General features: G+C 67.8%; 16 protein-coding genes and 3 rRNA genes. 8 read left to right on the top strand and 11 right to left on the bottom strand.

Going from position 1 to position 26,611, the window contains the following annotated elements; all coding sequences use genetic code 11:
* Positions 1–274 precede the first annotated feature (274 nt).
* Positions 275–1,078 (top strand): Rv3235 family protein, encoded by an 804-nt coding sequence (locus OH768_RS31775; RefSeq protein WP_406459285.1) that lies wholly within the window; start codon positions 275–277, stop codon positions 1,076–1,078.
* Positions 1,079–1,277: 199 nt separating this feature from the next.
* Here the strand turns inward: OH768_RS31775 and secA are convergent, their stop codons facing one another.
* Positions 1,278–4,091 carry a preprotein translocase subunit SecA gene (gene secA, locus OH768_RS31770; RefSeq protein WP_406459283.1) on the bottom strand — a complete coding sequence of 938 codons (2,814 nt, stop codon included), beginning with the start codon at positions 4,089–4,091 and terminating at the stop codon, positions 1,278–1,280.
* Positions 4,092–4,359: 268 nt separating this feature from the next.
* On the opposite strand from secA, the gene OH768_RS31765 reads away from it, so the two are divergent.
* The gene (locus tag OH768_RS31765) at positions 4,360–4,929 is read left to right on the top strand and encodes a GNAT family N-acetyltransferase (RefSeq protein ID WP_406459280.1); all 570 of its coding nucleotides are present in this window, start codon (positions 4,360–4,362) and stop codon (positions 4,927–4,929) included.
* Between the two features lie 58 nt (positions 4,930–4,987).
* Positions 4,988–6,163, top strand: coding sequence for a winged helix-turn-helix domain-containing protein (locus tag OH768_RS31760; protein ID WP_406459278.1), 1,176 nt, complete (start codon positions 4,988–4,990; stop codon positions 6,161–6,163).
* A gap of 3 nt (positions 6,164–6,166) precedes the next feature.
* Here the strand turns inward: OH768_RS31760 and OH768_RS31755 are convergent, their stop codons facing one another.
* From OH768_RS31755 to mtnA, 7 genes are all read right to left on the bottom strand, one after another.
* Entirely contained in the window at positions 6,167–6,910 is a 744-nt protein-coding gene (locus OH768_RS31755) for a response regulator (RefSeq protein WP_406459276.1), read from the bottom strand.
* 205 nt (positions 6,911–7,115) lie between these two features.
* On the bottom strand, positions 7,116–7,808 hold the full coding sequence (gene hpf, locus OH768_RS31750) for a ribosome hibernation-promoting factor, HPF/YfiA family (RefSeq protein ID WP_406459274.1): 693 nt from the start codon (positions 7,806–7,808) through the stop codon (positions 7,116–7,118).
* A gap of 313 nt (positions 7,809–8,121) precedes the next feature.
* A complete protein-coding gene (locus OH768_RS31745) occupies positions 8,122–9,243 on the bottom strand; it encodes a ComF family protein (protein WP_406459272.1) in 1,122 nt (373 codons plus the stop codon).
* A 243-nt stretch (positions 9,244–9,486) separates the two neighbouring features.
* Positions 9,487–11,325, bottom strand: a complete 1,839-nt coding sequence (locus OH768_RS31740; protein WP_406459270.1) for an LpqB family beta-propeller domain-containing protein — start codon at positions 11,323–11,325, stop codon at positions 9,487–9,489.
* On the bottom strand, positions 11,315–13,399 hold the full coding sequence (gene mtrB / locus OH768_RS31735; protein WP_406459268.1) for an MtrAB system histidine kinase MtrB: 2,085 nt from the start codon (positions 13,397–13,399) through the stop codon (positions 11,315–11,317). Before mtrB ends, OH768_RS31740 begins: the two co-directional genes overlap by 11 nt.
* A gap of 1 nt (position 13,400) precedes the next feature.
* Positions 13,401–14,090: a two-component system response regulator MtrA gene (gene mtrA, locus OH768_RS31730; RefSeq protein WP_187284748.1), complete on the bottom strand. Its 690-nt coding sequence runs from the start codon at positions 14,088–14,090 to the stop codon at positions 13,401–13,403.
* 8 nt (positions 14,091–14,098) lie between these two features.
* On the bottom strand, positions 14,099–15,238 hold the full coding sequence (gene mtnA / locus OH768_RS31725) for an S-methyl-5-thioribose-1-phosphate isomerase (protein ID WP_406459266.1): 1,140 nt from the start codon (positions 15,236–15,238) through the stop codon (positions 14,099–14,101).
* Positions 15,239–15,378: 140 nt separating this feature from the next.
* Here mtnA and OH768_RS31720 point away from each other — a divergent pair, with 140 nt between their 5' ends.
* The 5 genes from OH768_RS31720 to OH768_RS31700 are packed head-to-tail and all read left to right on the top strand — an operon-like array spanning position 15,379 to position 21,007.
* A complete protein-coding gene (locus OH768_RS31720) occupies positions 15,379–16,728 on the top strand; it encodes a hypothetical protein (protein ID WP_406459264.1) in 1,350 nt (449 codons plus the stop codon).
* Positions 16,729–16,732: 4 nt separating this feature from the next.
* Positions 16,733–17,518: a DUF4129 domain-containing protein gene (locus OH768_RS31715; protein ID WP_406459262.1), complete on the top strand. Its 786-nt coding sequence runs from the start codon at positions 16,733–16,735 to the stop codon at positions 17,516–17,518.
* Positions 17,515–18,708, top strand: a complete 1,194-nt coding sequence (locus OH768_RS31710; protein WP_406459260.1) for a DUF4350 domain-containing protein — start codon at positions 17,515–17,517, stop codon at positions 18,706–18,708. The genes OH768_RS31715 and OH768_RS31710 overlap by 4 nt, the downstream gene beginning before the upstream one ends.
* Positions 18,705–19,697, top strand: a complete 993-nt coding sequence (locus tag OH768_RS31705; RefSeq protein ID WP_406459258.1) for an AAA family ATPase — start codon at positions 18,705–18,707, stop codon at positions 19,695–19,697. The genes OH768_RS31710 and OH768_RS31705 overlap by 4 nt, the downstream gene beginning before the upstream one ends.
* Positions 19,697–21,007, top strand: coding sequence for a DUF58 domain-containing protein (locus OH768_RS31700; RefSeq protein WP_406459256.1), 1,311 nt, complete (start codon positions 19,697–19,699; stop codon positions 21,005–21,007). The genes OH768_RS31705 and OH768_RS31700 overlap by 1 nt, the downstream gene beginning before the upstream one ends.
* Before the next feature lie 96 nt (positions 21,008–21,103).
* On the opposite strand, the gene rrf is transcribed toward OH768_RS31700, so the two are convergent.
* The 3 genes from rrf to OH768_RS31685 form a co-directional block, all read right to left on the bottom strand.
* A 5S ribosomal RNA gene (gene rrf, locus OH768_RS31695) occupies positions 21,104–21,220 on the bottom strand.
* 92 nt (positions 21,221–21,312) lie between these two features.
* Positions 21,313–24,434 (bottom strand): 23S ribosomal RNA (locus OH768_RS31690).
* A gap of 312 nt (positions 24,435–24,746) precedes the next feature.
* Positions 24,747–26,274 (bottom strand): 16S ribosomal RNA (locus OH768_RS31685).
* Together the 16S, 23S and 5S rRNA genes form the textbook arrangement of a ribosomal RNA operon.
* Between the last annotated feature and the right edge of the window lie 337 nt (positions 26,275–26,611).

The raw sequence follows: 26,611 nt of genomic DNA, 5'->3' as shown, positions 1-26,611 counted from the left end.
ATGCCTCCGGGAGGGCCTCCAGGATACGTGCGCGCGTCCCCCATCGAGTCCCCACCCGCACCACTGGAGGCGTCCACCCCACGCCGGAAATTCACCCGGAGCACCCCTGCACTGATGGGCCAGGAGGCCCACCAATCACTCGGATAAGTGAACAATCCGGCCCCTCCGACCCGCCCCTCCCCGTCCTTGCCACCCTCGTCCACGGCCCCGTACAAGATCCCCAACCAGCAAGTTACTTCCCGGTACATCCCGGGCCGACGACACGGGGACCTCCATGCACAAAGTCATGACCAGGGCCGCCCAGCACACCCCGACCCGCCCTCCGACCCGCCGCGACCCACGCCGCCCGGGCACGGCTTCGCCACGCGGACAGGGCGGGGGCACGTCCCGTACGACGACCGGCGAGGCCCTGCCGATCGCGCCCGCCGCCGTCGGGGACGCACGTCTCGCGACGCCCGGAACCGAGGCGGCCTACGACGCGACCCCGGCGCCCCGCGCGACCTCCCCCTCCGCGACGGCGGGCCGGGGCGCAGCGCGCACGTCGCCCACAGCCGCGTCTGGCCAGGGCGCGGCTCGTGCGACACCCACGGTCACGTCCGGCCAGGGCTCGGTCCCGACCGCTCTCGCGCCGGCGCCGGGTCGCAGCACAGCGCCTGCCACGTCAACGCCCACCGCGGGCCGGGCCGTACCCCGCACCGTGCCCGCCCAGGCCGCACCGAGCCGTGTTCCGCAGCCTCGCCCCACCGACCTCTTCGCCGACCGCCTCCTCGCCGTGCTGAGCGGCCAGCGGCCCGTCCACTGGATGCTCCGGCACACCGCCGGCCGCGCCTACGACGAGCTGATCCGGCTCGCCGAACACGGCCCCCTGCGTGCCACCCGGGGCACCCGCCCGGTTGTCCGCGACATCGGCTACTACGTCGCCCGCCCTGGCGCCGTGGAGGCCTTCGCCCGGATCAGCGCCGGTGATCAGGTACGGGCGATGGCCTTCCGGCTGGAACGGGGCGCGGACCTCCGCTGGCGCTGCACGGCGGTGGAACGGGGCGGACCTCGCGCTCCGCACACCCCGGACGACGACTGAGGAAGGCTCGCGCGGCCGACGGCAGTTGACGGGCGGGGCTCGCTCGCCGCAGCCCGCGCACGCACACGCACGCCGAAGGGCCGGGCACCTTCACGATGCCCGGCCCTTCAAGGTCTCGCCACGGGCAGCGGCCCCGACAGGCTCAGCCCCTCACTCAGGGGCGCCTGTCACGCCTCGCCGCGCCCGCGCGGAGCGACCGTCACTTCTTGCGACGGCTGCCCCTGCGCCCCTGCTTGCGGCGCTCCGCGCGCGTGAGGCCGTCCGCCTCGGAGCGCACCGGCTCGTCGTCGCTGGTGAAGTCGCCCTCGACGATGCCGCCCTCGCCGTCCACGCTGGGCGCGGAGAAGTGCAGCCGGTCCGGCCGCTGCGGTGCGTCGAGCCCCTTGGCGCGGATCTCGGGACGGGCGCTCGCCTGCGCGGGCACCGTGTCCTCCTTGTCGAGCGACGGCTTGTCGTCCTCCACGGGGACTTCCTCGACCTGCTGCTCGACCTGGACCTCCAGGTTGAACAGATAGCCGACGGACTCCTCCTTGATGCCGTCCATCATGGCGGTGAACATGTCGAAGCCCTCGCGCTGGTACTCGACCAGGGGGTCCTTCTGCGCCATCGCGCGCAGGCCGATGCCCTCCTGGAGGTAGTCCATCTCGTAGAGGTGCTCGCGCCACTTGCGGTCCAGGACCGACAGCACGACCCGGCGCTCCAGCTCACGCATGATCTCGGAGCCGAGCTGCTCCTCGCGGCCCGAGTACTGCTCGTGGATGTCGTCCTTGATGGACTCGGAGATGAACTCGGCGGTCAGACCGGCCCGGTCCCCGGCCGCCTCCTCCAGCTCCTCCACGGTGACCTTCACCGGGTAGAGCTGCTTGAACGCGCCCCACAGCCGGTCGAGGTCCCAGTCCTCCGGGAAGCCCTCGGTGGTCTCCGCGGTGATGTACGCGTCGATCGTGTCGTCCATGAAGTGCACGACCTGGTCCTGCAGGTCCTCGCCCTCCAGGACGCGGCGGCGCTCGCCGTAGATGACCTCGCGCTGCCGGTTGAGGACCTCGTCGTACTTGAGGACGTTCTTGCGGGTCTCGAAGTTCTGCTGCTCGACCTGCGACTGGGCAGACGCGATCGCGCGCGTGACCATCTTGTTCTCGATCGGCACGTCGTCCGGGACGTTCGCCATGGACATCACGCGCTCGACCATCTGGGCCTTGAACAGCCGCATCAGGTCGTCGCCGAGGGAGAGGTAGAAGCGGGACTCGCCCGGGTCGCCCTGGCGGCCGGAGCGACCGCGCAGCTGGTTGTCGATACGCCGCGACTCGTGCCGCTCGGTGCCGAGGACGTAGAGGCCGCCGAGGTCCTTGACCTCCTCGAACTCGTCCCTGACCGCCTGCTCGGCGTTCTCCAGGGCAGCGGGCAGGGCCTGGGCCCACTCCTCGATGTGCTCCTCGGGGTCGAGGCCGCGCTGCCGCAGCTCCGCCTCGGCGAGGTCGTCGGGGTTGCCGCCGAGCTTGATGTCCGTACCGCGGCCGGCCATGTTGGTGGCGACCGTCACGGCGCCCTTGCGGCCGGCCTGGGCGATGATCGGCGCCTCACGGTCGTGCTGCTTGGCGTTCAGCACCTCGTGCTGGATGCCGCGCTTGGCGAGCTGCTGCGAGAGGTACTCGGACTTCTCGACCGACGTCGTACCGACGAGGATCGGCTGCCCCTTCTCGTGCTTCTCGGCGATGTCGTCGACGACCGCCTCGAACTTCGCGACCTCGGTGCGGTAGATCAGGTCGGACTGGTCGTTGCGGACCATCGGCCGGTTGGTCGGGATCGGGACGACGCCGAGCTTGTAGATCTGGTGGAACTCGGCGGCCTCGGTCATCGCCGTGCCGGTCATGCCGGAGAGCTTGCCGTAGAGGCGGAAGAAGTTCTGGAGGGTGATCGTCGCGAGCGTCTGGTTCTCGTCCTTGATGTCCACCCCCTCCTTCGCCTCGATCGCCTGGTGCATGCCCTCGTTGTAGCGGCGGCCGGCGAGGATACGGCCGGTGTGCTCGTCGACGATCATGACCTCGCCGTCGATGACGACGTAGTCCTTGTCCTTCTTGAAGAGCTCCTTGGCCTTGATGGCGTTGTTCAGGTAGCCCACCAGCGGGGTGTTCACCGACTCGTAGAGGTTGTCGATGCCCAGCCAGTCCTCGACCTTGCTGACACCGCCCTCGTGGATGGCGACCGTGCGCTTCTTCTCGTCGACGTCGTAGTCGCCCGTCTCCTCCAGGCCCTTGAGCGGGTTGCCGGCCTCGCCCTTCTTCAGGCGGGTGACCAGCTTGGCGAAGTCGCCGTACCACTTGGTGGCCTGGTCGGCCGGGCCGGAGATGATCAGCGGCGTACGGGCCTCGTCGATGAGGATCGAGTCGACCTCGTCGACGATCGCGAAGTTGTGGCCGCGCTGCACCAGTTCGTCCTGCGACCACGCCATGTTGTCGCGCAGGTAGTCGAAGCCGAACTCGTTGTTCGTGCCGTAGGTGATGTCGCACGCGTACTGCTCGCGGCGCTGGGCCGGGGTCATGTTGGCGAGGATGCAGCCGACCTCGAGGCCCAGGAACTTGTGGACGCGCCCCATCATCTCGGAGTCGCGCTCGGCCAGGTAGTCGTTGACCGTGATGAGGTGGACGCCGTCCCCGGAGAGAGCGTTCAGATACGCGGGCAGGGTGCCGACCAGAGTCTTGCCCTCGCCGGTCTTCATCTCGGCGACGTAGCCGAGGTGCAGGGCCGCGCCGCCCATCATCTGCACGTCGTAGTGACGCTGGCCGAGGACGCGCTTGGCGGCCTCGCGCACGGTGGCGAACGCCTCGGGGAGCAGGTCGTCCAGGGTCTCACCATCGGCGTAGCGCTGCTTGTACTCCTCGGTGAGGGCCTTCAGCTCGGAGTCGGAGAGGTCGACGAAGTCCTCTTCGATGGAGTTGACCTGGTCCGCGATGCGGTGCAGCTTGCGCAGGATCTTGCCTTCGCCTGCACGCATGATCTTCGAGAGGACGGACACGGGGGTTGGTCTCCTTGCCGGTCGGGCCTGGGACGGTCGGTTTCCAATGACATGGCTGAGCAACGGCCATCGTATGCGAGGACCCCGCCACGCCGGGAGCCTGCCGGGGACGCCGACCGTCCACTACTTCAAAAACGCTTCAAAGGGGACAACGGCCGGGAGTCGCCGATGGTGCCGCGTCATTCCGAGGAATTGCGCGAAATGTGATCACTCGCTCACGCAGCGCAAAAGCATGGCGTCCTTGTGCGCCCCCGAGCAGAATCGGCCGATGGAACCCGTCACACTCACGACCGACCGCCTCCTCCTGCGCAGCGTCGGCCCGCAGGACACCGATGTCGTGTATTCCGCGGCCCAGGACCCCGAGATCCAGCGCTGGACGACGATCCCCTCGCCCTACCTCCCGGAGCACGCGCGGAGTTTCACCGAGCAGCTGGTGCCCGAGGGCTGGGCGAACTGTTCGATGTTCACCTTCGGCGTCTTTCTCCCCGAAGGGGAGTTGGTGGGCATGCTCGGCATCACGATGCGCTCGCTCGGCGTCGGCGAGGTCGGCTTCTGGGCCACCAAGCAGTACCGCGGCAACGGCTACATCACGGAGGCCACCGTCGCCGTCTCCCGCTGGGCCTTCACCCGGCTGTCGATCGACCGCGTGGAATGGCGCGCGGAGGTCGGCAACAAGGGCTCCCGCGCGGTCGCCGAACACGCCGGCTTCACCATCGAGGGCACGCTCCGCTCCGCGATCAACAACAAGGGCGTACGACGGGACTGCTGGGTCGCCTCCCTGCTCCCGTCGGACCTGGGCCTGCCCTCGACCGCGCCCTACCTGCCCGCGCAGCCGTAGCGAGGCGAATCCGCAGGTCAGCGCGCATTGTCAGTGGCACCCTCTATCGTGCGGAGACATGACGAGTGCCCCGCGCCCCACGACCGACCTGTCGGCAGCCGACGCCCGCCGCATCGCCCTGCGCGCACAGGGTTTCCTCGGCGCCCCCGACCGCCGCGCGGGCGTGCGCGGCGTGCTCCGCCATCTCGGCGCGGTCCAGCTCGACACCATCTCGGTCCTCTCCCGCTCCCACGAACTCATCCCGTACGCCCGCCTGGGCGCCGTCCCCCGCAAGACGGTCGAGGATGCGTACTGGACCCAGACGCACGCCTTCGAGTACTGGTCCCACGCGGCCTGCATCCTCCCCGTCGAGGAGTGGCCCCACTTCGCCTTCCGCCGTCGCGCCTACCGCAGTCGGCCGCACTGGAACCACGACCTCCCGGACGGCACCTACGACCAGGTGATCAAGCAGCTCCGCGCCGAAGGCCCCCTCACCTCCACCGAGTTGGGCGGCGCCAAGCGCACCAGCGAGTGGTGGGACTGGTCCGGCGCCAAGGTCGCCGTCGAGCGCGCGCTCATGTACGGCGAGGTGGTGTGCGTGGAACGCCGCGGCTGGAAGCGGGTGTACGACCTCGCCGAGCGCGCGATCCCGGAGCCGCTGCTGCACGACGAGCTGGATGACACCGAGTGCCTCCGCCGTCTGGTCCGGCTGGCGGGCCAGTCACTGGGCGTCGGCACGCGCGCGGACATCGCCGACTACCACCGCCTCAAGGGCGAGCAGGTCGACACGGTGATCGCCGACTCGGGCCTGGTCCCGGTCACGGTGGAGGGCTGGGGCAAGTCGGCGTGGGCCGACCCGGCGGCCCTGGAGACCTCCCTGCGCGGTCGGCATCGCACCACGCTCCTGTCCCCGTTCGACTCCCTGATCTGGGAGCGGGCACGCACGGAGCGGATCTTCGGCTTCACCCACCGCCTGGAGGCCTACGTCCCCAAGCCGAAGCGGATCCACGGCTACTTCGCGATGCCGGTCCTCGCCGGCGGCCAGTTGGTCGGCCGCGTCGATCCGGCGCGGGAGGGCCGCACCCTGGTGGCCAAGCAGGTCACCCTGGACGGCGCGAAGGCCGTCCCGTCCGTGGCGCAGGCCCTGGTCGAGGCCGCGAGCTGGGTGGACTGCACGGACGTACGCGTGGAGCGGGTCGACGCCCCCGAACTGCGTGCGCCCCTCGCCGGAGAGCTCCTGCGCCTGCTGGCGTGAGGGTCACCGGATTTCGAGGATCTTCTCCCGCATCGCGTAGACGACGGCCTCCATCCTGGAGTGCAGCTGCAGCTTCTCCAGGATGTTGCGCACATGGTTCTTCACGGTGTTCTCGGAGATGAACAACTGCTTGGCGATATCGCGGTTGTTCATTCCGGTGGCGACGAGTTTGAGAACCTCCAGCTCACGGTCGGTGAGCCGTGGCGCGGGCACCAATCGGCGTTCGTCGGTGCGCTGGATCATCGACTTGAACTCGGTGAGCAGCTTCGACGCCATGGAGGGGCTGATCTGCGACTGTCCGTCGGCCACGGCGCGAATGGCGGTAGCCACTTCGTCGGTCGAGATCTCCTTGAGGAGATAACCCGTCGCACCCGCCTTGATCGCGTCGTAGAGATCGGCCTCTTCGTCGCTGATCGTCAGCATGATGATCTTCGCGCTGGGCGCCACCTCCTTGATGGAGGTGCACGCCTCGATTCCGCCCCGCTTCGGCATCCGTACGTCCATCAGGACGATGTCCGGCAGCAGATCCGCGGCCTTGTCCACGGCCTCGGCACCGTCGCCCGCCTCGCCGACGACCTGGATGTCCTCCTCGGCCGCCAGCACGATCTCCAGGCCTCGGCGGAAGAGGGCGTGGTCGTCCACGACAAGGACTCTGATCGGCTCCTTGCGTGTCGAGCCCGCTTCCGGGCCCATGGCGACGACGCCATCGGCATCCTCGACATGCATCGGTCCGAAGCTTTCCGCCATCGTTCCTCCCCCTGAAGGCTGTGGCCTGTGGTCCTGCGCCATCGCCAACCCAAGGCAGCGGCCCACCGGTTGGGCCCTGTGCGGCCATGATTCCATGCCTGGACGACAGTGCGGTCACGGAGCGGGGCGCGAAGTGGTCGCACACCGGTGCCCCTGGGGGCGCACACACGCTCCAGGGGCACCGGCTCAGCTGTCGCCGGGTGGGTCAGCCGCGCAACGTGCCGCCCGCCGCGGGCGGTTGCGCCTGGGTGACCATCGGGTCCGTGCTGAGGTGGATGACGCCGTAGTCGTAGGCGTGCCGTCGATAGACGACACTCGGTTCCTTGGTCTCGGAGTCGACGAACAGGTAGAAGTCATGTCCGACCAGTTCCATCTCGTAGAGGGCCTGGTCGAGGGACATCGGGGAAGCGACGTGGGTCTTCTCTCGGACGATGAGGGGCCCTTCGCCCTTCACTTCCAGCGAACCGATCTTCTTGGTGGGCACACCGTCCGACTGCTCGTCGGGGGCGGCGTGGCCGTTGCCGTTGAGCGTCGCCGCGCCCGGGACGTGGTCGGGGACCTCGGCGGCCGTGAGCCGACGGGCACCGCGGCGCGTGTGACGCTTGTCGTGCTGCTTGCGCAGCCGGGCATCCAGCTTCTCCGCCGCGAGGTCGAGCGCCGCGTACGGATCGTTGGCCGATGCCTCCGCCCGGATCACCGGACCGCGGGAGCGGAGTGTGATCTCCACTCGGTCGCAACGGTCGGCCTGTCGGGGGTTGGGCTCCTTGGACACCTCGACGTCGAGGCTGATCACCTTGCCGTCGAGCTTCTGGATCTTCTCCAGCTTCAGCTTCTCGGCCACGTGCTTGCGGAACCGCTCGGGCACCTCGGTCTTGCGGCCCTTGACGACGATGTCCACGCAGAACTCCGTTCCCGGATCACTCCGCTTCGCTGCGGAGCGTCTCCCTTTTGCACCAGGCCCCGGTCACCCCGGAACCTCGGACTCGGTGACTTCCACCTCCTCCTCCCCCAGGGGCAAGATCTCCACCCCATGGCCGCGGGTGATTGCAGAAAACCCGCAGCACGGCATTCGGATAGGAGAGGTGCGGCCTGCGCCTTTCTCTCACAACCGAACATATCTCGCCCGGACGGATGTCGTCACCCTCTACCGCGGCGTACCTCCGTTCAGGTGAATTGGCCCTGTCGTTACCTGCAACGACGCAAGTTTGCAGTCAGTTCCGGTTTATTTCGAAGGAATCTGGCGACGCCGCGATCACGGCTGCGCAGATCAGGTCACCGGGGCCGTTCACACCCACGATTCCCGGTGCACTGAGTGCCATGTGTCTCCCCTTCTCCTTTGATGCCTGCATCTGTTCCCCTCTGCCTTCCCGGGACACACCCGCGTACACAGCCGTAGTTGCTCCAACTGCCCCTCCTGGTCCGTCGCGGGTGATCGCCTCACGCACGGCACGCGCCGCCTCCCGCAACGAGGCCCCCGTCGTCATCAGGTCGTCGACGAGCACGACCGGACCGCCGACCAGCAACCGGGCACCACCAGCGACCACCTCCAGGGCGTCGGCGAGATTCTCCAGCCGCTGCCGGGAGTTGAGCCCCGACTGGTCGGCCACCCACCGCCGCTGCCGGAGCACGGCCACCACCCGGACCGGCGTTCCGCTCCGCCGCAACTCCCCCGCCGCCGCGAGAGCGATCCGCCGCGCCGGATCATGCCCGCGAGCCCGCACCACGCCACGCGCGGAGGGCACGGGAACAAGCAACACCGGCGCCTCGACACCGCTCCGGAACGGGGCGCCGTCTACGACCGGCCCGTGTCTCCCCGCAGCTGCCCGCCGTGCTCCCACGGGTGCCTGCCGCGCCCCCGCCACCCCCTCAGCCCAGTCTTCCCACTCGCCCTCGTCGCCTTCCTCTCCCAGTTCGCCGAATCCCGGCACCCAGTCCCCGTCCAACCCCGCCGAACCTCCACCCCACCCCGCCGAACTCCCGGGTTGGCCCGCCAACCCCCTGTCCTGCCCCGTCACAGCCCCATGGCCCCGCGCCCGGCACTCTCGGAGTCCCGCCCGCACAGCGCCCGCGAGAGCGGCGCCCAGTGGCCCCGCGAGGGCCAGTGAGCCTCGTTCCTTGTGGGCGAGGAGCATCGCGCGCACCTCGTCCGCGTAAGGAGCCGCCGCATACGTCGCCGGCAGCCCGGACGGCTCGGGCACCGGTCGCACCCGGCTCGGTACGACCCCGCTCAGGGCGGCACGGCACTCCGGGCAGAGCACCGTACGAGGCGTCCCGCAGCCTCCGCACTCGGCCGGCAGCACCAGATCCGTGAGGTCCCGCCACCACCCCCGCATGGCCACCACTGTGCCAAGGCCCTCGCCGACCGGCCACCCCTGTGGACAACCGGTGGACGCCTACCTGTGGACAACTCCGCGCAACCGCCGACAGCCGTCCCCCACACGAGTGCGACCTCGCCCCGGAACACGCGAACGGCCGTCTCCCGCCGAGCCTCAGCCCGACCGGAGACGGCCGCTCCTCACTGCTTCACCCCAGGTCAACCGGCAAGCATCTCAACCCGGTTGGACCAGCGATCGTCCTCACCCCGGGTAAACCGGCGCCGACCCCGTCTTGACCACCTTCTGCCACTGCGCCCCGGTGGGCAGCCGTACGATCCCGTCCTCCGAGTAGGCCACCAGCGGCAGCTTGTCGTCGTCGGACGCGGCGATCTCCTTCACGCCGGTCAGGGCCGTGGGTGCCGGGCCCTCCGGAGTGGAGCCGTCGACCTGGACGTACCGCATCTGCTGCACGCCGCCCTTCGCGCGCCCGACCACCACGAGCCGGCTGTCCCCGGCCCACGACATGGCCGTGATCTCCTCCAGGTCCGGGGTCGCGGAACGCAGTTCGAGGACCGAGACCACCGGCTGCTCCCCGGTCGCGCCGCTCCGCTGGATCCGCCCGACCAGCAGGGACCGCTTGCCGTCCTTCTCCACAACGAGCGCGATCCGCACCCCGTCGGCCGCCACCCGAACTGACTCGATCCGGCCGTCCAGCCCCAGGGTGTCGACCGCGATCGGCTGGCCGGCGCCCTTCTGCAGCAGGAGCAGCCGGGGGTTCTTCGGGTCCCGGTCGGCCACCCAGAGGTCGCCCTGCACATCCCAGCTGGGAGCCGTCAGCCGGTCGGCCGCCGTCTTGCCCTGGCTGGTCAGCACGGGGTCCCCGAGCGACGCGCCCGACACCATCGACCCGACGTAGAGCGACTTCCCGTCGAGACCGACCCCGGCCCCGCTCTCCTCGTCGCGCGACACCGCCACCGATCCCAGCGGCTTGGTGCCCTCACCCAGCGCACCCGGCACCGCCTCGGTGTGCGTGCCCCTGCTCCCGCCGGGTATCCGCACCACCCGGTGCTTGTCGTCGAGGAAGTACAGGTACACGGGGTGGTTCACGGGGCCGCGTGTCACGAGGGACTCCGCGTTGTTCTCGGAGTACACGCACAGCTGTGCGCCGTTGGCGGCCTGCAGCTCGACCTCGTCCACCGTGGGGGTCATGGTCTGAAGCGTGTAGAGGATCTGGGTCGCCATCTCGTTGCACCGGGTCAGCCCTACCCGCGAGGCTTTCTGGTTCAACGGGACGGTCAGCTTGTTCTGGTCGTCGGGGGTCAGCGAAGTGACCCCCTTGCGCAGAGCCGTCCCGGTGGGGAAGCTCGACCTGACCACGGGCCCGAGCCAGCTGGTGGGCCCGTCGAGTAGCGAACGCACCATCTGCGTCATGGGGTCCACCCGCCGCCGTACGAACACGGGGTCCGCCACGGCGATCGGCTGCGAGGTCGTCCCAGCTGTCGTGTTCGACGCGAAGTAGTACTTGTTGACCGACATGTAGTTGCGCTGGAAGTCCGAGCTGCCCATGACGACGCCCTGGGGCAGCCCGTCGATGCGCCACTGCCCGCTCTTCGCGTCCCTCTCCAGGTGCACCCGCTGGCTGTACTGCCCGTCCGCCGGCGAGTACGCCTGCTGCGAGTCCACCGTGGCGACCCGGTCACCGGTCAGCGCGTACGTGAAGGCGTCACTGTCCTCCCGGCCCCCGGGGGGATGGACGACCTCCGTGCTCGGCCCGTCGGCGAGCACCGTGGTGGACGCCTCCGGCTGCCAGTTCCGCGCCGCCTTGGCGGTCAGGTACAGGCGTGCCGTCTTGTAGTTCGGATCGTCGCTGGTCAGCGCCTCCAGGAAGCCCTGCACGATCTCCGCCTGCGTCGCGTCCTCCCGGGGAGGCATCGCGAAAACCCGCACCTGGGTGTCCTGCCGCGGCGTCGACTCGACACCCCGGAGGTCCCCGCTGTCCGGCATCGAGGCACATCCCGCCAGCACTACGACGGCACACGCGACGTAAGCCGCCGCGCGTGCCGGCTTTCGCCGGGCGCCCCCGTCGCGGTCAGCGCCCACGAGATGCCTCCCCCTGCTTGTTCGATTCCTCCGGTACGACGCCCGGGTCCGTACCGCGCCCGGTGTCGCTCCGAGGCGCGTCCGCGGTCGGCCGGTCCTCCTGGCGCCGTGTGCCGCCGGTCGGCCGGGGCACCACGCGGGCGCCGTTGCCGGGCAGCGCCGTCGGGTCGGCTGTCGCGGTCGTGGCGGTCAGCCTCGGGGCGATCGGGGTCCGCGCGGGTATCGGCGGTCCCTGGTCACCCATCGGCTGCACCGGGACCGTCGCGCGCTTGTCCCCACCCCCGCTCGGCAGACCGGCGTCATTAAGTCCACGATTACGGCGTGAGTCCTTGGGCTCCAGGGGTATCGGCGAGCCCCGCAGCGGTTCGTCGGCGGTCCTCGGCAGCGTCAGCCGGAACTGCGAACCACCGCCCGGCTCACCCCACGCCTGCAGCCAGCCGCCATGCAGCCGCGCGTCCTCCAGGGCGATGGACAGCCCCAGCCCCGTACCACCGGTGGTACGCGCGCGTGCCGGGTCCGCCCGCCAGAAGCGGCTGAACACCCGGGTCGCCTCGCCGGGCTTGAGCCCCACCCCGTAGTCGCGCACCGCGATGGCGACCGCCCCGCCCGCCGTGGCGAGTTTGACTGTGACGTCCTTGCCCTCACCGTGCTCCACGGCGTTGACGACGAGATTGCGCAGCACCCGCTCCACCCGCCGGGCATCGGCCTCGGCGACCACGGGCTGCTGGTCGCCGACGACGCGTATCTGCGTGCCCTTGCGCTCGGCGAGCGGCTCGGCCCCACTGATGACCCGCCGTACGACCTCCCTGAGGTCTATCGCCTCGGCCTCCAGGGCCGCCGCTCCCGCGTCGAAGCGGCTGATCTCCAGCAGGTCGGCGAGCAGCGTCTCGAACCGGTCCAGCTGGTCGGCCAGCAGTTCGGCCGACCGCGCGGTCATCGGATCGAAGTCCACGCGCGCGTCATGGATGACATCGGCCGCCATGCGTACGGTCGTCAGCGGCGTCCGCAGCTCGTGCGACACGTCGGACACGAACCGGCGCTGCATCCGCGACAGGTCCTCCAGCTGCTGGATCTTCAGCTGGAGGTTCTGCGCCATCTTGTTGAAGGCCTCGCCGAGCCGCGCGATGTCGTCCTCACCGGTGACCTTCATCCGCTCCTGGAGGCGCCCGGCGGACAGCCGCTCGGCGATTCCGGCGGCCATCCGCACCGGCGTGACGACCTGCCGCACCACGAGCCAGGCAATGGCCCCGAGAAGTACGACGACGAAGAGCCCGGCCGTCGCGAGTGTCCCCTTGACCAGGCTGAGCGACTTCTCCTCCTGGGTGAGCGGGAAGAGGTAGTACAGCTGGTACGGGTTGTTGTTCGGGTCGTTGACCTGCTTGCCGACGACCAGCGCGGGCTGGGACTCCTTGCCGTTGCTGTAGATGATCCGGGTGTAGCTCTGGGCCGCCGACGTGTTGTCGTTGACGCGGGCGCGCAGGTCCTCGGGCACGCTGGCGGACGGGTCGACGTACCCGGAACCGCGCGGACTGCGACCGCCGCCGCTGTCCGCGCCCGCCGGCAGCGTCACCACGTCGAAGGCTCCCTGACCGCCGCTGGACAGCGACGACACGAGGTCGCTCATCCAGGAGATGACGTTCTGTGTGGAGTTGCCGTCGGTCGCGGAGCCGTCGTCCGCGGTCCCGCTGGCCGCCTCGTCGGCCCGCTGCTTGGCCACGGCGAACCCACCCGTGGCCTGGCTCTGCGAGGCCTTCACCTTGGCGTCCAGCAGGCCGTTGCGCACCTGTCCGATGACGACGAAGCCGAGCAGCAGGACGACGCCCAGCGACATCAGCAGGGTGGTGACGACGACCTTGAGCTGGATGTTGCGCCGCCACAGCCGCATGACCGGCAACAGCGGCCGGCGCACCCAGCGCATGAACAGGCGGAGGACCGGGCTACCGTGGACCCCGCCCTGCAGCAGCCCGCCCTCCAACAGGCGTGCCCAGCGGGAGCCCGCCGCCGTCCGGCCGACAGGCCGCCTCGGGCGGGCCCCGGTCCCCCCGGGTGCCGAAGCGGCACTGTCCCTGGACATGTCAGCTCGGTCCCGCCTTGTAACCGACGCCACGGACGGTCACCACGATCTCCGGCCGCTCCGGGTCCTTCTCGACCTTGGAACGCAGCCGCTGGACATGCACGTTGACCAGACGGGTGTCCGCCGCGTGCCGGTAGCCCCAGACCTGCTCCAGGAGCACCTCACGCGTGAACACCTGCCACGGTTTACGGGCCAGCGCGACCAGCAGGTCGAACTCCAGCGGCGTCAGCGCGATCGACTGCCCGTCGCGCTTCACGGAGTGACCGGCCACATCGATGACCAGATCGCCTATGGCGAGCTGCTCGGGCGCCGGCTCCTCGGACCTCCGCAGCCGCGCCCGGATCCGGGCGACCAGCTCCTTCGGCTTGAACGGCTTCACGATGTAGTCGTCGGCGCCCGACTCCAGGCCCACCACGACATCGACGGTGTCGCTCTTCGCCGTGAGCATCACGATCGGCACCCCGGACTCCGCCCTGATCAGGCGGCACACCTCGATACCGTCCCGTCCGGGCAGCATCAGGTCCAGGAGCACCAGGTCGGGCTTGCTCTCACGGAAAGCGGCCAGCGCCTTGTCGCCGTCGGCTACGAAAGACGGCTCAAAACCTTCACCACGCAACACAATGCCGAGCATCTCGGCCAGTGCGGTGTCGTCATCGACGACAAGGACTCGTCCCTTCATAAACGACATCATCCCATTAACTAAATCGTTACCTGTCGTGACCTGTCACACAGCTCTGCCAGCGCCTCCGCCGTCACAGGCGAAACAGCGCCTTCTTCGGTGACGATCGCCGTCACCAGCTCTGGAGGCGTCACATCGAACGCCGGGTTGTACGCCTGGGTCCCCAGGGGTGCCACCGGAATCCCGCCTCCCGCTCCCGTCACCGGCACCTGGGGTGCTGTGACCTCGGTCACCTCAAAACCCGGGCGCTGTTCCACCTCGATGGACGCCCCGTCCGGCGTGTCCGGGTCCACCGTCGTCACCGGCGCCACCACGATGAACGGCACATGGTGGTACCGGGCGAGCACGGCGAGCGGATAGCTCCCCACCTTGTTCGCCACCGAACCGTCGGCGGCGATCCGGTCCGCCCCGATCAGCACCGCATCCACCTCCCCGGCCGCGAACAAGGAGCCCGCCGCGTTGTCCGTGAGCAAGGTGTACGCCATTCCATTGCGTGCCGCCTCATAAGCCGTCAGGCGAGCACCTTGCAGCAATGGACGCGTTTCGTCCACCCAGAGCCGCCGCAGCCGCCCGTCCCGGTGCGCCGCGAGCGCCACCGCGAAGGCCGTGCCCTCTCCGCCCGACACCAGCGCTCCGGTGTTGCAGTGCGTCAGAATCCGGTGCCCGCCGCCGGGCAACAGCTCGTCCAGCAGGGCCAGCCCGTGTGCGGCCATCCGTGCGCTGGCCTCGGCGTCTTCCCGGTGCAACCGCCGCGCCGCCGCCAGCGCGGCCCCGGCCGCCTGCTCGGGATCACCCCCCTTGGCCACCGCGTTACGGTGTGCCGCCTGGGCCCTGCGCACGCCGACGGAGAGGTTCACCGCGGTGGGCCGGGCGCCCGCCAGCGCGATCGCGGCCTCGTCCACGTCGAAGCCCCGCGCGGCGGCGAGCGCGACGCCGTACGCCCCCGCGATGCCGAGCAGCGGCGCCCCGCGCACCGCCAGCGAGCGGATCGCGTCCACCAGCGCGGAGGCGTCCGTGCACACCAGCTCGACCTCCTCGGCCGGCAGTCTCGTCTGGTCGAGCAGGACCAGTACGGGCCCCTCGGGGGGCTCGTCCCAGCGGATCGCGGGTATCTCGGTCGGCCGGCCGTCCTCGCCGGATTGCGCGTACTGATCAGCCATGCGGTCAGTCTGCCCCGTATCCGGCGGACAATTGAAGGTGTGCAGCCCATACCGCGGCCGGTCACCGGTCGACCACCCCATGGCACGATGGCTGCCAACCTGCCGCCGCGCCCGCGGACGGGCACCGTGAAGGAGCGACGATGAACGACACTCCGGGCTGGGCCTCGCCCGGATCCGCCCCACCCGACGGGCCCGAGCCCGGCGCCTCCGGTCCCGCCGAGCCGACCGACAGCTCCGGCCCCGCACAGCCCGCGGACCAGCCCGGCACGGACCCGTCGGGCACCGGCCCTCAGTGGTCCAAGGAGCAGCCGCCACCCGCCCAGTGGTCCGCGCCCACCGGCGCCCCGGGCCCGGGCCAGCCACCGCCCCCACCACCCGGCCCGGGCTGGGGCGGAGGCCACCCCGGCGGCCCGGCGGGCCCCGGAGGCGCTGGGGGATACGGCGGGCCCGGCGGCTACGGCGCTCCCGGCTGGGGAGCCGGCTGGGGCGGTCCCCCGCCCGCGGCCAAGCCCGGTGTGATCCCGCTCCGCCCGCTCGGCGTCGGCGAGATCCTCGACGGCGCCGTCTCCACCATGCGCACCTACTGGCGCACGGTCCTGGGCATCTCGCTCACCGTCGCGGTCGTCATGCAGACCATCGTCGTCCTCGTCCAGGGCTTCGCCTTCAGCGACCTCAGCAGCACCAGCGCCCTCGACGACCCGAACGCCAGCGCCTCCGAAGTCACCCGCGCGATGAGCGAGGCCTTCCTCAGCACCGGCGTCGTCTACTTGGTCGCCCTCATCGGCACGGTGATCGCCACCGCCCTGCTCACGGCCGTCACCAGCCGCGCCGTCCTCGGCAAGCCGGTCACCGCCACGGAAGCCTGGCGTGACGCCCGCCCCCAGGTGCTCAAGCTGTTCGGCCTGATCTGCCTGCTGATCCTCATGGCCATCGCCCTGATCGGCATCCCCACCGTGCCCGGCATCATCGTGGCCGTCACGGGATCCCAGGACGGGGGCATCGCACTCGCCGTCATCGGTGGCCTCGCCGGCTGCGTCGTCACCCTCTGGCTGGCGATCCGCTTCTCCCTGGCCTCGCCCGCGCTGATGCTGGAGAAGCAGGGCATCGTGAAGTCGATGAGCCGCTCCGCGAAGCTGGTGCGCGGCTCCTGGTGGCGGATCTTCGGCATCCAGCTGCTCGCCCAGATCATCGCGAGCATCCTGTCGTCCATCCTCGTGATCCCGTTCGCCTTCATCGCCGGACTGCTGAGCGGCGACGGCCTCAGCGGCCTCGTCAACGGCACCGGCGACGTCGGCTGGACGTACCTCATCATCAGCGGCCTCGGCGCGGTGATCGGCCGCATGATCTCGTTCCCGATCACGGCGGGCGTCACCGTGCTCCTGTACATCGACCAGCGCATCCGTCGCGAGGCCCTCGACCTCGACCTGGCCCGTGCCGCCGGCGTCCAGGACTACGGCACCGCCGCCCCCGGCCCCACCCCGGGGAGCTGATGCGGTGAGCCTGGCGGGGGGAGTTCTCACAGCGGTGCCCGCGGCGCTGCCGCACACCGTCGAATCGGCCACGAGGGCACTGCTGCGCGCCCACGGCACGGTCGTACGGTCGTCGGCCCTTTCGGGGGACGAGCCGCCGGTGACGATCCCGCGCGACCCCGCGCGGGAGGCGGCCCGGCGTGAACTGTCCAAGCAGATGTACCACGAGAACGACCCCAGCCTGGTGCAACGAGCCCTGGACGCCATCTCGCGCTGGGTCGACAAACTGTTCAGCAGGGCATCGGAGGCGACACCCGGCGGAACGCTCGGCCTGATCGTCGTCATCCTGGTCGTCCTCGCGGTTGTGGCCGCCCTGTGGTGGCGCCTCGGCACCCCGCGCCGCGAACCCGCCTCCACCGCCGCCCTGTTCGACGACCGGCCCCGAAGCGCCGCCGAACACCGCTCGGCCGCCGAGGCACACGCCGCGCAGGGACACTGGAACCCCGCTGTGCAGGAACGCATGCGTGCCATCGTCCGCTCCCTGGAGGAACGCGCCCTGCTCGATGTCCGCCCCGGCCGCACCGCCGACGAGGCGGTGGCCGAAGCCGGCCGCGCACTCCCGTCGCACACGGACGAACTGCGCGCCGCCGCCGGACACTTCGACGACGTGACGTACGGCGGACGCGGCGCGAGCGAGCAGTCGTACCGCCGCATCGCCGAACTCGACCACGGCCTGGAACGGACCAGGTCCGTCCTCACGAGCAGCGCCCACAGCACGGCCCACCACACCAGCCAGGGGGCCACCGAATGACCACGGAGGCCACGTTTCCCGCCACCTCGGCCTCGCCCACCGTCCGCCAGGTGTGGACCCGCGCGCGCGGCATCGTCCTCGCGCTCGTGCTCCTCATGGCAGCCGCCGTCGCGATCGCCGCGATCCGCTCCGACGCCCGGCACGGCGACCTCGACCCGCGCTCCGCCGACCCCTACGGCAGCCGCGCCGTCGCCGAACTCCTCGGCGACCGGGGCGTGTCCACGCGCGTGGTCTCGACCCTGGCCCAGGCCCGCGCCGCGGCCGGCCCGGACACCACCCTGCTCGTCGCCGTCCCGGACCTGCTGACCAAGCATCAACAGGCCGGCCTGCACGCGGCGTTCGCGAACTCCGGCAGCCGTACGGTCCTCGTCGCCCCCGGCGCCCCGTCCCTGAACCGGCTCGCCCCCAAGGTCACCGTGGACTCCGGGCCCAGCTTCGACTCGCCGCTCTCCCCCGACTGCTCGATGCCCGCCGCCCAGCGCGCGGGCGACGCGGAAACCGGTGACTACCGGTACACGACGACGGCCACCGACGCCGACGAGTGCTACCCCAGCGACGGCCGGCCGACCCTGCTCCGGCTCCCGGACACGTCTGGGGGCGGCGACACCGTCGTCATCGGCGCACCCGACATCCTCTTCAACAAGCGTCTCGACAAGCAGGGCAACGCCTCGCTCGCCCTCCAACTCCTCGGCTCGCGCCCCCATCTGGTCTGGTACCTCCCCTCGTTGTCCGACACCTCGGCCACCGACTCCGGCAGCCAGAGCTTCTTCGACCTGCTCCCCTCGGGCTGGCTCTGGGGCACCCTGCAGCTGTTCATCGCCGCAGCCCTGGCCGCCCTGTGGCGGGCACGCCGACTCGGCCCCCTGGTGCCCGAAAGACTCCCCGTGGCGATCCGCGCCTCCGAAACCGTCGAAGGCCGCGCCCGCCTCTACCGCAAGGCCAACGCCCGCGACCGCGCGGCCACCTCTCTGCGCTCCACCACCCGCACTCGCCTCGCCCCCCTCGTAGGCGTCCCCGTCTCCCAGGCGCACGCGCCCGAAGCCCTGCTCCCCGCGCTCTCCGCGCACCTCCACGGCGACGGACAGACCCTGCACGCCCTCCTCTTCGGCCCGCCGCCCAGCGACGACGCGGCCCTCATCGCACTCGCCGACCAACTCGACGCCCTCGAAAGAGAGGTACGCCGTCCATGATGGACCCGACCACTGACAACGCCGGGCCTGCGGGGAATCCGGGCGCCGCCCGAGCCTCCCTCGAATCCCTGCGCGCCGAGATCGCCAAAGCCGTGGTCGGCCAGGACCCCGCCGTGACCGGCCTCGTCGTCGCCCTCCTCTGCCGCGGACACGTTCTACTTGAAGGAGTCCCCGGAGTCGCCAAAACGTTGCTCGTCCGAGCCCTCGCATCCGCACTCGAACTCGACACCAAGCGCATCCAGTTCACCCCGGACCTGATGCCCAGCGACGTCACCGGCTCCCTGGTCTACGACACCCGCTCCGCCGAGTTCCGCTTCCAGCCCGGCCCGGTCTTCACCAACCTCCTCCTCGCGGACGAGATCAACCGCACCCCGCCGAAGACCCAGTCGTCCCTCCTCGAAGCGATGGAGGAACGCCAGGTCACGGTCGACGGCACCCCGCGCCCCCTCCCCGACCCCTTCCTGGTCGCCGCGACGCAGAACCCCGTCGAGTACGAGGGCACGTACCCCCTCCCCGAGGCCCAACTCGACCGCTTCCTCCTCAAACTGACGATCCCTCTCCCCTCCCGCCAGGACGAGATCGATGTCCTCACCCGCCACGCCGAAGGCTTCAACCCACGCGACCTGCACGCCGCCGGCCTGCGCCCCGTAGCAAGCGCGGCCGACCTCGAAGCAGCCCGCGCGGCGGTCGCCAAGACAACGATCTCCCCCGAAATCACCGCCTACGTAGTCGACATCTGCCGGGCCACCCGCGAATCGCCGTCCCTCGCTCTCGGCGTATCCCCGCGCGGCGCCACCGCCCTCCTCGCCACCTCGCGCGCATGGGCCTGGCTCACAGGCCGCGACTACGTCATCCCCGACGACGTGAAGGCCCTGGCACTCCCCGCCCTCCGCCACCGCGTACAACTGCGCCCCGAGGCCGAGATGGAGGGCGTGACAGCGGACTCCGTCATCAACGCGATCCTCGCCCACGTCCCGGTCCCCCGCTGATGGCCCTCACCGGCCGCGCCGCCCTCCTCGCAGCCCTGGGCTCCCTCCCCGTAGGCATCTGGGAACCCAGCTGGACAGGCATCCTGGCCGTCAACGTCCCCCTGGCGGTGGCCTGCGCCTGCGACTTCGCCCTGGCCGCCCCCGTACGCCGCCTGAGCCTTACCCGTTCGGGCGACGCCACCGTACGCCTGGGCGAATCTGCCGACGTCACCCTGACCGTCACCAACCCGTCCCGCCGCCTGCTCCAAGCCCGCATCCGGGACGCCTGGCCCCCCAGCAGCTGGCTCCCCGGCACGGAATTCGCTGCCTCCCGCCACCGCCTGACAGTCCCGCCCGGCGAACGCCGCCGCCTCACCACCCGCCTACGCCCCACCCGCCGAGGCGACCGCCAAGCAGACCGAGTGACCATCCGTTCCTACGGCCCCCTCGGCCTCCTCACCCGCCAGGGCACCCACATGGTCCCCTGGGCAGTACGCGTCCTGCCCCCGTTCACCAGCCGCAAGCACCTCCCGTCGAAGCTCGCCCGCCTGCGCGAACTCGACGGCCGCACCAGCGTGCTGACCCGTGGCGAAGGAACGGAGTTCGACAGCCTGCGCGAATACGTCCCTGGCGACGACACCCGCTCCATCGACTGGCGCGCCACCGCCCGCCAGACGACGGTCGCGGTACGCACCTGGCGCCCGGAACGCGACCGTCACATCCTCCTGGTCCTCGACACCGGCCGCACCTCGGCCGGCCGCGTCGGCGACGCCCCCCGCCTCGACGCCTCCATGGACGCCGCCCTGCTCCTGGCAGCCCTGGCATCCCGGGCCGGCGACCGCGTGGACCTCCTCGCCTACGACCGCCGCGTCCGCGCCCTCGTCCAGGGCCGCACAGCACGCGACGTACTCCCCTCACTGGTCAACGCGATGGCGACCCTCGAACCGGAACTCGTCGAAACAGACGCCCGAGGCCTGGCCGCCACCGCAATCCGCACGGCACCCCGCCGCTCCCTGATCGTCCTGCTGACAAGCCTCGACGCGGCCCCCGTCGAAGAGGGCCTGCTTCCCGTACTCGCCCAACTCACCCAGCGCCATACGGTTCTGGTGGCGTCCGTAGCAGATTCGCACATCGCGCGCATGGCTACGGCCCGTGGAACCACGGAGGCGGTCTACGAGGCGGCAGCCGCAGCACGCGCCCAGACCGAACGCGACCGCACTGCGGAAAAACTCCGCCGGCATGGCGTCACCATCGTCGACGCGACACCGGACGACCTCGCACCGGCACTGGCGGACGCATATCTGGCTCTCAAGGCTGCGGGACGTCTGTAATCCAGGGTTTGCTTGAAAAGCAGACCCTTTTCAGGACCCCTTAAACGCAGAAAACCCCTGTACCGAATAAACGGTACAGGGGTTTTCGCAATATTTGTTCGGCGGCGTCCTACTCTCCCACAGGGTCCCCCCTGCAGTACCATCGGCGCTGTAAGGCTTAGCTTCCGGGTTCGGAATGTAACCGGGCGTTTCCCTCACGCTATGACCACCGAAACACTATGAAACACATCAACCGCACCACACCCGTGACCATGGGCATGGGGTTGTTCGTGGTTTCAGAACCAACACAGTGGACGCGAGCAACTGAGGACAAGCCCTCGGCCTATTAGTACCGGTCACCTCCAGCGGTTACCCGCCTTCCAGATCCGGCCTATCAACCCAGTCGTCTACTGGGAGCCTTAACCCATCTAGTGGGTGGGAACACTCATCTCGAAGCAGGCTTCCCGCTTAGATGCTTTCAGCGGTTATCCCTCCCGAACGTAGCCAACCAGCCATGCCCTTGGCAGAACAACTGGCACACCAGAGGTTCGTCCGTCCCGGTCCTCTCGTACTAGGGACAGCCCTTCTCAATGTTCCTGCGCGCGCAGCGGATAGGGACCGAACTGTCTCACGACGTTCTAAACCCAGCTCGCGTACCGCTTTAATGGGCGAACAGCCCAACCCTTGGGACCGACTCCAGCCCCAGGATGCGACGAGCCGACATCGAGGTGCCAAACCATCCCGTCGATATGGACTCTTGGGGAAGATCAGCCTGTTATCCCCGGGGTACCTTTTATCCGTTGAGCGACGGCGCTTCCACAAGCCACCGCCGGATCACTAGTCCCGACTTTCGTCCCTGCTCGACCCGTCGGTCTCACAGTCAAGCTCCCTTGTGCACTTACACTCAACACCTGATTGCCAACCAGGCTGAGGGAACCTTTGGGCGCCTCCGTTACTCTTTAGGAGGCAACCGCCCCAGTTAAACTACCCATCAGACACTGTCCCTGATCCGGATCACGGACCCAGGTTAGACATCCAGCACGACCAGACTGGTATTTCAACGACGACTCCACCTGAACTGGCGTCCAAGCTTCACAGTCTCCCAGCTATCCTACACAAGCCGAACCGAACACCAATATCAAACTGTAGTAAAGGTCCCGGGGTCTTTCCGTCCTGCTGCGCGAAACGAGCATCTTTACTCGTAGTGCAATTTCACCGGGCCTATGGTTGAGACAGTCGAGAAGTCGTTACGCCATTCGTGCAGGTCGGAACTTACCCGACAAGGAATTTCGCTACCTTAGGATGGTTATAGTTACCACCGCCGTTTACTGGCGCTTAAGTTCTCAGCTTCGCCCAACCGAAGTCGGACTAACCGGTCCCCTTAACGTTCCAGCACCGGGCAGGCGTCAGTCCGTATACATCGCCTTACGGCTTCGCACGGACCTGTGTTTTTAGTAAACAGTCGCTTCTCGCTGGTCTCTGCGGCCACCCCCAGCTCAAGGAGCACGTCCTCTCACCGGTGATGGCCCCCCTTCTCCCGAAGTTACGGGGGCATTTTGCCGAGTTCCTTAACCATAGTTCACCCGAACGCCTCGGTATTCTCTACCTGACCACCTGAGTCGGTTTAGGGTACGGGCCGCCATGAAACTCGCTAGAGGCTTTTCTCGACAGCATAGGATCATCCACTTCACCACAATCGGCTCGGCATCAGGTCTCACCCTCGTGTCATCCGGATTTGCCTGGATGACGGGCTACACCCTTACCCCGGGACAACCACCGCCCGGGCTGGACTACCTTCCTGCGTCACCCCATCACTCACCTACTACCGTCTTGGGCCGGCGGCTCCACCACTTTCCCTTCCCCGAAGGGTCCGGAACGGCTTCACGGCCTTAGCATCAACGGGCTCGATGTTTGACGCTTCACAGCGGGTACCGGAATATCAACCGGTTATCCATCGACTACGCCTGTCGGCCTCGCCTTAGGTCCCGACTTACCCTGGGCAGATCAGCTTGACCCAGGAACCCTTAGTCAATCGGCGCACACGTTTCTCACGTGTGTATCGCTACTCATGCCTGCATTCTCACTCGTGAACCGTCCACCACTAGCTTCCGCTGCGGCTTCACCCGGCACACGACGCTCCCCTACCCATCCCAGCACCCGTTGGGGCTATTGCTGGAATGACACGACTTCGGCGGTACGCTTGAGCCCCGCTACATTGTCGGCGCGGAATCACTAGACCAGTGAGCTATTACGCACTCTTTCAAGGGTGGCTGCTTCTAAGCCAACCTCCTGGTTGTCTCTGCGACTCCACATCCTTTCCCACTTAGCGTACGCTTAGGGGCCTTAGTCGATGCTCTGGGCTGTTTCCCTCTCGACCATGGAGCTTATCCCCCACAGTCTCACTGCCGCGCTCTCACTTACCGGCATTCGGAGTTTGGCTAAGGTCAGTAACCCGGTAGGGCCCATCGCCTATCCAGTGCTCTACCTCCGGCAAGAAACACACGACGCTGCACCTAAATGCATTTCGGGGAGAACCAGCTATCACGGAGTTTGATTGGCCTTTCACCCCTAACCACAGGTCATCCCCCAGGTTTTCAACCCTGGTGGGTTCGGTCCTCCACGACCTCTTACAGCCGCTTCAACCTGCCCATGGCTAGATCACTCCGCTTCGGGTCTTGAGCGCGCTACTATACCGCCCTGTTCGGACTCGCTTTCGCTACGGCTTCCCCACACGGGTTAACCTCGCAACACACCGCAAACTCGCAGGCTCATTCTTCAAAAGGCACGCAGTCACGACGCACCGAGTAAACTCGATGCGCGACGCTCCCACGGCTTGTAGGCACACGGTTTCAGGTACTATTTCACTCCGCTCCCGCGGTACTTTTCACCATTCCCTCACGGTACTATCCGCTATCGGTCACCAGGGAATATTTAGGCTTAGCGGGTGGTCCCGCCAGATTCACACGGGATTTCTCGGGCCCCGTGCTACTTGGGTGTCTCTCAAACGAGCCGTCAATGTTTCGGCTACGGGGGTCTTACCCTCTACGCCGGACCTTTCGCATGTCCTTCGCCTACATCAACGGTTTCTGACTCGTCCTGTCGCCGGCAGACGACAGAAGAGAGATCCCACAACCCCGTATACGCAACCCCTGCCGGGTCTCACACGCATACGGTTTGGCCTCATCCGGTTTCGCTCGCCACTACTCCCGGAATCACGGTTGTTTTCTCTTCCTGCGGGTACTGAGATGTTTCACTTCCCCGCGTTCCCTCCACACTGCCTATGTGTTCAGCAGTGGGTGACAGCCCATGACGACTGCCGGGTTTCCCCATTCGGAAACCCCCGGATCAAAGCCTGGTTGACGACTCCCCGGGGACTATCGTGGCCTCCCACGTCCTTCATCGGTTCCTGGTGCCAAGGCATCCACCGTGCGCCCTTAAAAACTTGGCCACAGATGCTCGCGTCCACTGTGCAGTTCTCAAACAACGACCAACCACCCATCACCCCCGGTCTGCACCGGAGTTCACTGGGGCCGGCACTGAAGGCGGCCTCACGGCCGTACCCTCAGACACCCAACAGCGTGCCCGGCACTCCTGCTGCTTCCCTCGACGTTCCACGCTCCGAAGAGCAGTACTGGAAGGAGAAGACAGTCACGAGTGCCGAATAATCAACGTTCCACCCTTGAGCAACCAGCACCGGACATTCGCCGATGTACTGGCCTCTGACCTCACCCCGGAGGGATCGGTAAGAAGTGCTCCTTAGAAAGGAGGTGATCCAGCCGCACCTTCCGGTACGGCTACCTTGTTACGACTTCGTCCCAATCGCCAGTCCCACCTTCGACAGCTCCCTCCCCACAAGGGGGTTGGGCCACCGGCTTCGGGTGTTACCGACTTTCGTGACGTGACGGGCGGTGTGTACAAGGCCCGGGAACGTATTCACCGCAGCAATGCTGATCTGCGATTACTAGCAACTCCGACTTCATGGGGTCGAGTTGCAGACCCCAATCCGAACTGAGACCGGCTTTTTGAGATTCGCTCCACCTCACGGTATCGCAGCTCATTGTACCGGCCATTGTAGCACGTGTGCAGCCCAAGACATAAGGGGCATGATGACTTGACGTCGTCCCCACCTTCCTCCGAGTTGACCCCGGCGGTCTCCTGTGAGTCCCCGTCACCCCAAAGGGCACGCTGGCAACACAGGACAAGGGTTGCGCTCGTTGCGGGACTTAACCCAACATCTCACGACACGAGCTGACGACAGCCATGCACCACCTGTACACCGACCACAAGGGGGGCACTATCTCTAATGCTTTCCGGTGTATGTCAAGCCTTGGTAAGGTTCTTCGCGTTGCGTCGAATTAAGCCACATGCTCCGCTGCTTGTGCGGGCCCCCGTCAATTCCTTTGAGTTTTAGCCTTGCGGCCGTACTCCCCAGGCGGGGAACTTAATGCGTTAGCTGCGGCACCGACGACGTGGAATGTCGCCAACACCTAGTTCCCACCGTTTACGGCGTGGACTACCAGGGTATCTAATCCTGTTCGCTCCCCACGCTTTCGCTCCTCAGCGTCAGTAATGGCCCAGAGATCCGCCTTCGCCACCGGTGTTCCTCCTGATATCTGCGCATTTCACCGCTACACCAGGAATTCCGATCTCCCCTACCACACTCTAGCTAGCCCGTATCGAATGCAGACCCGGGGTTAAGCCCCGGGCTTTCACACCCGACGTGACAAGCCGCCTACGAGCTCTTTACGCCCAATAATTCCGGACAACGCTTGCGCCCTACGTATTACCGCGGCTGCTGGCACGTAGTTAGCCGGCGCTTCTTCTGCAGGTACCGTCACTTGCGCTTCTTCCCTGCTGAAAGAGGTTTACAACCCGAAGGCCGTCATCCCTCACGCGGCGTCGCTGCATCAGGCTTTCGCCCATTGTGCAATATTCCCCACTGCTGCCTCCCGTAGGAGTCTGGGCCGTGTCTCAGTCCCAGTGTGGCCGGTCGCCCTCTCAGGCCGGCTACCCGTCGTCGCCTTGGTGAGCCATTACCTCACCAACAAGCTGATAGGCCGCGGGCTCATCCTGCACCGCCGGAGCTTTCAACACCCACACATGAGTGCGGGAGTATCATCCGGTATTAGACCCCGTTTCCAGGGCTTGTCCCAGAGTGCAGGGTAGATTGCCCACGTGTTACTCACCCGTTCGCCACTAATCCCCACCGAAGTGGTTCATCGTTCGACTTGCATGTGTTAAGCACGCCGCCAGCGTTCGTCCTGAGCCAGGATCAAACTCTCCGTGAATGTTTACCCGTAATCGGGTGCACACACACGAGAGCGGAACAACCACCGGAATAAGATGATCGTTCACAGCGTCCTCGCTGTATGTTTTCTTCAAAGGAACCTCGCCACCGGAACAATGTCCGGCAGACGGGGTATCAACATATCTGGCGTTGATTTTTGGCACGCTGTTGAGTTCTCAAGGAACGGACGCTTCCTTTGTACTCACCCTCTCGGGCTTTCCTCCGGGCTTTTCCCTTCGGTCTTGCGTTTCCGACTCTATCAGACCGTTTCCAGTCCCGATTTCCTCGGTGCTTTCCAGGTTTCCGCTTCCGCGTTTCCCTTTCCGGCGACTCCGACT

Source organism: Streptomyces sp. NBC_01622, assembly GCF_045209635.1.
Classification (GTDB): Bacteria; Actinomycetota; Actinomycetes; order Streptomycetales; family Streptomycetaceae; genus Streptomyces.
This window is presented reverse-complemented; position numbering and strand designations above follow the sequence as displayed.

What these genes read in the sequence shown, in the direction of transcription:
- OH768_RS31775 (WP_406459285.1), top strand. Translation starts at nt 275, where the DNA reads ATGCACAAAGTCATGACCAGGGCCGCCCAGCACACCCCGACCCGCCCT.
- OH768_RS31765 (WP_406459280.1), top strand. Translation starts at nt 4,360, where the DNA reads ATGGAACCCGTCACACTCACGACCGACCGCCTCCTCCTGCGCAGCGTC.
- OH768_RS31760 (WP_406459278.1), top strand. Translation starts at nt 4,988, where the DNA reads ATGACGAGTGCCCCGCGCCCCACGACCGACCTGTCGGCAGCCGACGCC.
- OH768_RS31755 (WP_406459276.1), bottom strand. Translation starts at nt 6,910, where the DNA reads ATGGCGGAAAGCTTCGGACCGATGCATGTCGAGGATGCCGATGGCGTC.
- OH768_RS31745 (WP_406459272.1), bottom strand. Translation starts at nt 9,243, where the DNA reads ATGCGGGGGTGGTGGCGGGACCTCACGGATCTGGTGCTGCCGGCCGAG.
- mtrB (WP_406459268.1), bottom strand. Translation starts at nt 13,399, where the DNA reads ATGTCCAGGGACAGTGCCGCTTCGGCACCCGGGGGGACCGGGGCCCGC.
- mtrA (WP_187284748.1), bottom strand. Translation starts at nt 14,090, where the DNA reads ATGATGTCGTTTATGAAGGGACGAGTCCTTGTCGTCGATGACGACACC.
- mtnA (WP_406459266.1), bottom strand. Translation starts at nt 15,238, where the DNA reads ATGGCTGATCAGTACGCGCAATCCGGCGAGGACGGCCGGCCGACCGAG.
- OH768_RS31720 (WP_406459264.1), top strand. Translation starts at nt 15,379, where the DNA reads ATGAACGACACTCCGGGCTGGGCCTCGCCCGGATCCGCCCCACCCGAC.
- OH768_RS31710 (WP_406459260.1), top strand. Translation starts at nt 17,515, where the DNA reads ATGACCACGGAGGCCACGTTTCCCGCCACCTCGGCCTCGCCCACCGTC.
- OH768_RS31705 (WP_406459258.1), top strand. Translation starts at nt 18,705, where the DNA reads ATGATGGACCCGACCACTGACAACGCCGGGCCTGCGGGGAATCCGGGC.
- OH768_RS31700 (WP_406459256.1), top strand. Translation starts at nt 19,697, where the DNA reads ATGGCCCTCACCGGCCGCGCCGCCCTCCTCGCAGCCCTGGGCTCCCTC.